The 6,161-nt window shown below is 70.8% G+C and carries 6 protein-coding genes; 3 read left to right on the plus strand and 3 right to left on the minus strand.

The features are described 5' to 3' along the window. Nucleotides 1-675: sortase family protein (locus tag BN4252_RS00005; RefSeq protein ID WP_187370898.1), on the minus strand; the 675-nt coding region annotated here is incomplete at its 3' end. 34 nt (nucleotides 676-709) lie between these two features. Here BN4252_RS00005 and BN4252_RS00010 point away from each other — a divergent pair. Beyond that, nucleotides 710-1,003: a rhodanese-like domain-containing protein gene (locus BN4252_RS00010; protein WP_066523902.1), complete on the plus strand. Its 294-nt coding sequence runs from the start codon at nucleotides 710-712 to the stop codon at nucleotides 1,001-1,003. 105 nt (nucleotides 1,004-1,108) lie between these two features. Continuing rightward, nucleotides 1,109-1,549: a MarR family winged helix-turn-helix transcriptional regulator gene (locus BN4252_RS00015; RefSeq protein ID WP_066523903.1), complete on the plus strand. Its 441-nt coding sequence runs from the start codon at nucleotides 1,109-1,111 to the stop codon at nucleotides 1,547-1,549. 132 nt (nucleotides 1,550-1,681) lie between these two features. On the opposite strand, the gene BN4252_RS00020 is transcribed toward BN4252_RS00015, so the two are convergent. After that, nucleotides 1,682-2,584, minus strand: coding sequence for a hypothetical protein (locus BN4252_RS00020; RefSeq protein WP_066523906.1), 903 nt, complete (start codon nucleotides 2,582-2,584; stop codon nucleotides 1,682-1,684). 168 nt (nucleotides 2,585-2,752) lie between these two features. Beyond that, complete coding sequence (locus tag BN4252_RS00025; protein ID WP_230208515.1) at nucleotides 2,753-3,559, minus strand: sortase family protein; 807 nt, start codon at nucleotides 3,557-3,559, stop codon at nucleotides 2,753-2,755. A gap of 162 nt (nucleotides 3,560-3,721) precedes the next feature. Here BN4252_RS00025 and BN4252_RS00030 point away from each other — a divergent pair. Further along, nucleotides 3,722-6,161, plus strand: a 2,440-nt coding sequence (locus BN4252_RS00030; RefSeq protein ID WP_143341126.1) for a non-ribosomal peptide synthetase, incomplete at its 3' end; no start/stop codon positions are given.

A 6,161-nucleotide genomic window follows, 5' to 3' on the forward strand; every position in this document is an offset into this window, starting at 1 on the left:
CTCCCCCTCCCCCGCGACACCGTCGTACTGCCACCCCACCACGGCGTTGCGCACGGACTGGGCGAGGAGGTTGGCGGGCTGGATGCAGCTGATGGTCAGCAGGCGGCCGGGGGTGGGGCCGGCGCCCCAGACGGAGGCGTCGGTAGGCAATGCCCCCTTCTCCGGATCGTGCAGGTCCGTGGCGCGGTAGCGCAACCACCGCTCGCCGCTTTCCGCGGTGCGCACGTAGAGGGCGTCGCCGACGGTCACGGTGTGGGTGTCGGCGGAGCCGTCGTACAGCTTGTCAAACACGGCGCGCACCCCGGCGCCGGTGTGGCCGGCCACCACCACAATGTCTGGCGCATCGGAACCGGGCAGCTCGTAGGGCCGCTCGGGCGAGACGTACACGCACGCCTCCGTCATGGTGTTCGGCGCAATGGCGTCGCCCTTCACGGCGCAGGCCTCGGGCTGGAACGTGGCTTGGATACCCACGGCGGGGATGCGCATCTCCAGCGGCCACGCCTGCGGCACACCCTCCCCCGCATCCTGCACCGCCTCCTCCACGGTGGGCGGGGCGGCGCTCACCCGCGGCGCCTCCGGCGCAGGCTCAACCAAAGGCTCCCCCGCGCACGCGGCGAGCGGCAGCAGCGTCACAAGGGCCAGGCGCGCGCGGTGTCGGGGCAGCGGGGAAATCACGCGCCCCACGCTAACACCCGTACACTCGGGCCCCATGAAAAACGTGCAAGTAACCGAGGTCCCGCAGGGGGCTCAGCTTATCGACGTCCGCGAGCCAACCGAGTTCTCCACCGTGCACGCCGCCGGCGCCGTGAACGTCCCCCTAAGCGAGTTCATCGCCCGCGCGGGCGAGATCGACCCGGACCGGGACATCTACCTCATCTGCCACCTCGGCGGGCGCTCCGCGCAGGCGGCGGAGTACCTCGAGCAGTCGCGCGGCTGGGACAACGTGGTGAACGTGCTCGGCGGCACCGACGCCTGGCTCGAGGCGGGCCTGCCCACCGAGTAGCGCCGGGGTAGCTCACGAGTAGCGCCGGGGTAGCTCACGGCGCGGAAACAATGGGGGCCGCAAATGGTTTCCGTTGCCCGCGTTCTGCGCCTACGCTTACACAGCATGGGCCAATCCATGGACTTGCCTAGCGCGCTCAAGCAGTCGCCGTCCTTCCAAATCGAGCGCGTGCGCCGCCACACCAAGGACGAGGTGGAGCGCACCCTCGCCGGCCACGATTCGAGCATGCGCGAGTTCTGGATCCTAAGCTGCGTGATCGAGGAGCCGCTCTCCCAGCGCCAGCTCTCCGAGGTCCTGGCCATTGATGCCTCGGACATGGTCCGCCTCATCGACTCGCTGGAGAAGCACGAGTGGGTTAAGCGCGACCGCGATCCTGATGACCGCCGTCGCCAGATCATCACCGCCACCAAAAAGGGCGCGAAGGTGCACTCGTCGCTGGCCAAGGACGTCGCGGACGCCGAGGACCGCGCGCTGGACATGTCCACCACCAAGCAGCTCAAGAGCCTGAAGAAGCTGGCCAAAGCGGTGCTCGAAGAAGAGAGCTAGTGCTTATCGACGACACCCCAGCGCCCGCCTCATCAGCGAGCACTGGGGTGCCTGTCTTTATGTAGGTTTCCGGGCCTCGGGGAGGGTCAGTCGGAGCCGCCAGGATGTCGCAACCCTCCGCGCCCGCCGGCGCTAGACCAGCTGGCGGCGGCCGAACGCGAAGGCCGCGGCGCCCAGCACGGACGCGAGGAGCAGGGCGATGATGCCCTTGCCGAAGGTGTTGTTGCCGGTCTCGGCGGTGATGCCGCGGTCCAGGGTGATGGAGCTGTCCGCCACCGGCTGGGTCTGTGCCTGGGCCTGGGCATCAGCCTGGGCCTTGGCCTGCGCCTCAACCTCGGCGCGGTTGCTGGAGAGCATGTTGGCCGAGGCCTCGCGCTCGCCCGCAGTGGGGGTGGAGCTGGTGCGGGAGGAGTCGGTGACGTAGGTCTGGCCGTCCGCGTTGAGGTACCAGGTCACGCCGCCGATGAGCAGCAGGGCCGGCAGGACGATCGCCGCGGCCTTGGCCAGGTCGGAGGCGGAGGAGCCGCCCTCCACACCGCCGTCGAGGCCGAAGGTGAGGTTGGCCGGCTGCAGCTTGCCCAGCTGCTTCGCAAACTCCTGCACGGTGAGCACGTTATCGGCGCCCGCGGTCAGCGCGACGCCCTTGATCAGGTCCGGGCGGCTCACCACGAAGTTCGGGTTGGAGGCGAACCACCAGGTCTCGCCGTTGAGCTCGCCGGCCTTCTTGCCCTCCTCGTACCACGGCAGGGAGCTGCCGGTGCCGTCGAGGGAGGAGCCAGCGTTAGCGTCCGCGGAGCCGTTCGCGCCCGCGGAGCCGTTGGCACCTGCGGAGCCGTTCGCGCCTGCAGAGGCCGAGGCGCCGGCGTCGGCCGCGCCCTGGGTGGACCAGCCCTCAACGGAGGCCGAGGCGGAGGAGCCGAGGGGGCCGAGCGGGCCGACCTCGACGGAGGACTGCGCCGCCGCGTTCGGGGCGAGGGGGAGGACGATAAGCCCGGCAAGAGCCAGGGCGGTGATGGACGTGCCGTTTCGCTTCATTGTGTTCTCCAGGGTGGGGTTCGAGACGATCTCTAAAGTCTCAATACAGGCTTTAGACTTGCACCCACCCTAGTCACTGTTTTCACATTCGTCACACACGACACTTTTATGCGGTCGCGTCTGGGGTGCGGTTTACCCCCGTAAGGGGGGCGTCGAGAAGCGAAAGCCCTAGTCATGGGGCTCGGCAGACACTCCCGCGAAGCGCCAGCCGATCACGGCGTTGCGCACCGAATCCTCGAACGGGTTGGTGGGCTGCACGCAGGAAATGGTGACGAGGCGACCCGGCGTGGGGTCATTGCCCCAGATCTCGGGGGCGTTGGCCAGGGCGTCCTTCATCGGGTCATGCAAGTCCGTGACCTCGTACTTCAGCCACCACTCGCCGGAGGCGGCGGTGCGCAGGTACATGGTGTCGCCCATCTTCAGGGTGTGGGCGTTCTCGGCGGGGTTGTACAGCTTGTCAAACACGGCCGGCACGCCCGCCGCCGCGTGGCCCGCGATCACCACAATGTCGCCCGCGTCCGTGCCCGGCAGCTGGTACGGCTTATCCGGCGCCGTGTACGCGCACGCTTTGTTCAGCCCGTCCGGGTCCACGTTGCCCTTGACCACGCGGCAGTCCCCATCCTCGAACTTGGCCTTCATGCCGATGGCCGGCACCACCATCTCCTGCGGGCGCGACGCCTCGATGCGAGCAGGCGGGGCCTGCGTGGTGGTCGCGGCCGGGGTGGAGGAGGTTGTTTCCACGGCAGCGGTGGTTGTGGTGGCGGGTTCCGGCTGCGACTCCGGATCCGCGGGGCCGCCGCAGGCGCGCACGATGGCGAAGAGGAGCAGCGCAAGGATGAGCAGCGCGCCCGCCCGGCGCGCCATGTACACCCACTGGGGTTTGCGGGGTGGGCGCGGCGGGCGCTGGGGCGCGGTGCGGCCGGAGGATCGCGGCAGCTCGGGGGGCCTGCGCGGAACGTACGTGTCTCCAGCCATGCGGGCAATGCTACCGGGCCGAGGCGCTGTGACCGTGCTAGGACGTGCAAGGACGTGCTAGGACTAGGCGCAGGCGCGCGCCCCGCCCGGCTCGACCACACCGGAATTAGTTGGTATCCTCCAACCTTTGCCAATTCCAACGATTTTGTTGTCACCATGAACATGAACACAAACACCCCCAACACCCAGCTGCGCCGCGGCGCCCTCGCCGCCGAGCCGCGCACCCTGGTGGACATCGTCCTGGCCACGGCCGAGGCGCACCCGGACGCGGCGGCGATTGATGACGGCGCGATTCTCACCTACGCCGAGCTACTCGACGCCGTTGAGGAGCAGGCGGCCGAGCTCCACGCGGCAGGCGTGGGGCGCGGGTCGCGCGTGGGCGTGCGCATGCAGTCGGGCACGCGCGAGCTGTACATCGCCATCCTGGCCACCCTCTTCGCCGGCGCGGCCTACGTCCCCGTGGACGCGGACGACCCGGACGAGCGCGCGGACCTCGTCTTCGGCGAGGCCAAGATCGACGCGCTGTTCGACGACACGGGCCTGCAGGTGATTGGCGGCGGGCAAGGGGGCGTCGATAAGCAAAAACCCCACTTGGACGATGACTGCTGGATCATCTTCACCTCCGGCTCCACCGGTACGCCCAAGGGCGTGGCCGTGACGCACCGCTCGGCGGCCGCGTTCGTGGACGCCGAGGCGCGCCTGTTCTGCCAGGCGGAACCGCTGGGGCCGGAGGACCGCGTGCTGGCGGGGCTCTCCGTGGCCTTCGACGCCAGCTGCGAGGAGATGTGGCTCGCGTGGCGCCACGGCGCATGCCTGGTGCCCGCGCCGCGCTCGCTGGTGCGCTCCGGCCAGGACCTGGGCCCGTGGCTGATCCGCCGCGACATCACCGTGGTGTCCACCGTGCCCACGCTCGCGGGCCTGTGGCCGGCGGAGGCGCTGGACAACGTGCGCCTGCTCATCGTGGGCGGAGAGGCCTGCTCGCAGGAGTTGGCGGACCGGCTCTCGGCCGGCCGGGAGATGTGGAATACGTATGGGCCGACGGAGGCGACGGTGGTGGCGTCGGCAAGCAAGCTCGAACCCGGCACACCCGTGACCATCGGCTGGGCCCTGGACGGCTGGGACCTGGCGGTGGCCGAGGACGGCGAGCTGATCATCGGCGGCGTGGGCCTCGCGCGCTACCTGGACCCGGCCAAGGACGCGGAGAAGTACGCCCGCTGGGGCGAGTGGGAGCGGGCGTACCGCACCGGCGACCACGTGCGCGTGACCGACGCGGGCCTGGCGTTCATCGGCCGCGCGGATGACCAGGTGAAGATCGGCGGCAGGCGCATCGAGCTCGGCGAGGTGGAGGCCAACGTGGCGGCGCTGCCAGGCGTGTACAACTCCGCCGTGGCCGTGCAGACCCTGCCCAGCAGCGACAAGGTGCTGGTGGGCTACGTCTCCCCGCAGGCGGGCGTGGCACTGGACGTGGCCGAGATGCGCTCGGAGCTGGCCGAGGTGATGCCCGCGGCGCTGGTGCCGCGGCTGCACGTGATGGAGGAGCTGCCCGTGCGCACCTCCGGCAAGGTGGACAAAATGGCCCTGCCGTGGCCGCTGCCGGCGTCGGTGGACGCGGTTGGGTTGAGCGCCACCGAGCAGTGGGTGGCCGAGTTGTGGGTGGAGGTCCTCGGCGTGGACGTGCCCGGCGCGGACGCGGATTTCTTCTCCCTCGGCGGCACCTCGCTCGCGGCCGCGACGCTGGTCACGCGTCTGCGCGAGCGCGTGCCCACCTTCGCCGTGCGCGATTTGTATGATCACCCGCGCCTCGGGGCTTTGGCATCGCTTATCGACGCCTCCCTCACCACCTCCTCCCCCACCACCCGCGACCGGACCGTTTCGCCCGTGGGCCCCGGCACGCGCGCGGCCCAGACGCTCCTGCTCCTGCCCGTGATGACGCTGCGCGCCGCCACCGCCATCACCTGGGTGCTGCTGGCGCTGTGCCTGGCCGGCCAGGTGGCGCCGTGGTGGGCCGTGGTGGCCGCCTGGCTGGTCCTGTGTACCCCGCTCGGGCGCGTGCCCATCGGCGGGGGGGGGGGGCGACTCATACGCGGGCGGGGGACGCCCGGCGTGTACCCGCGCGGCGGCGCGGTGCACCTGCGCATGTGGGCCGCGGAGAAGTGGCTGGCCGCCTCCGGCGCGCTGAACATCTCCGCCACGCCGTTTGTGAAGGTGCTGGCGCGCATGCTGGGCAACCGCGTGGGCAAGGACGTGGACTTTCAGACCATCCCGCCCATAAGCGGCCTGCTCACCGTGGGCCCCGGCGCCGCCGTGGAGCCCGGCGTGGACCTCTCCGGCACCTGGCTGGACGGCGACGAGTTCCACGTCGGGGCGGTTGTGCTTGGCGACGACGCCCGCATCGGCGCCCGCTCCACCCTCATGGGCGGCACCGAGGTGCGCGCCGGCGCGCACGTGGAGGCCGGCTCCACCGTAACCGGCGCCAAGCCCGTGAAGAAGGGCGCGCGCTGGGCCGGCTCCCCCGCCCGCAAGGTGGGCAAATCCGGCAAGACGGCCGCCGCGTTCCCCGACGCCCGCCCGCCCCGCGGCCGGGGGTGGGGGGCGCTCTACG

Source organism: Corynebacterium bouchesdurhonense (genome assembly GCF_900078305.2).
Lineage (GTDB): Bacteria > Actinomycetota > Actinomycetes > Mycobacteriales > Mycobacteriaceae > Corynebacterium > Corynebacterium bouchesdurhonense.

Excerpts from the sequence above, each read along its gene's own strand:
- BN4252_RS00015 (WP_066523903.1), top strand. The coding sequence starts at position 1,109 with ATGGGCCAATCCATGGACTTGCCTAGCGCGCTCAAGCAGTCGCCGTCC.
- BN4252_RS00020 (WP_066523906.1), bottom strand. The coding sequence starts at position 2,584 with ATGAAGCGAAACGGCACGTCCATCACCGCCCTGGCTCTTGCCGGGCTT.
- BN4252_RS00025 (WP_230208515.1), bottom strand. The coding sequence starts at position 3,559 with ATGGCTGGAGACACGTACGTTCCGCGCAGGCCCCCCGAGCTGCCGCGA.
- BN4252_RS00010 (WP_066523902.1), top strand. The coding sequence starts at position 710 with ATGAAAAACGTGCAAGTAACCGAGGTCCCGCAGGGGGCTCAGCTTATC.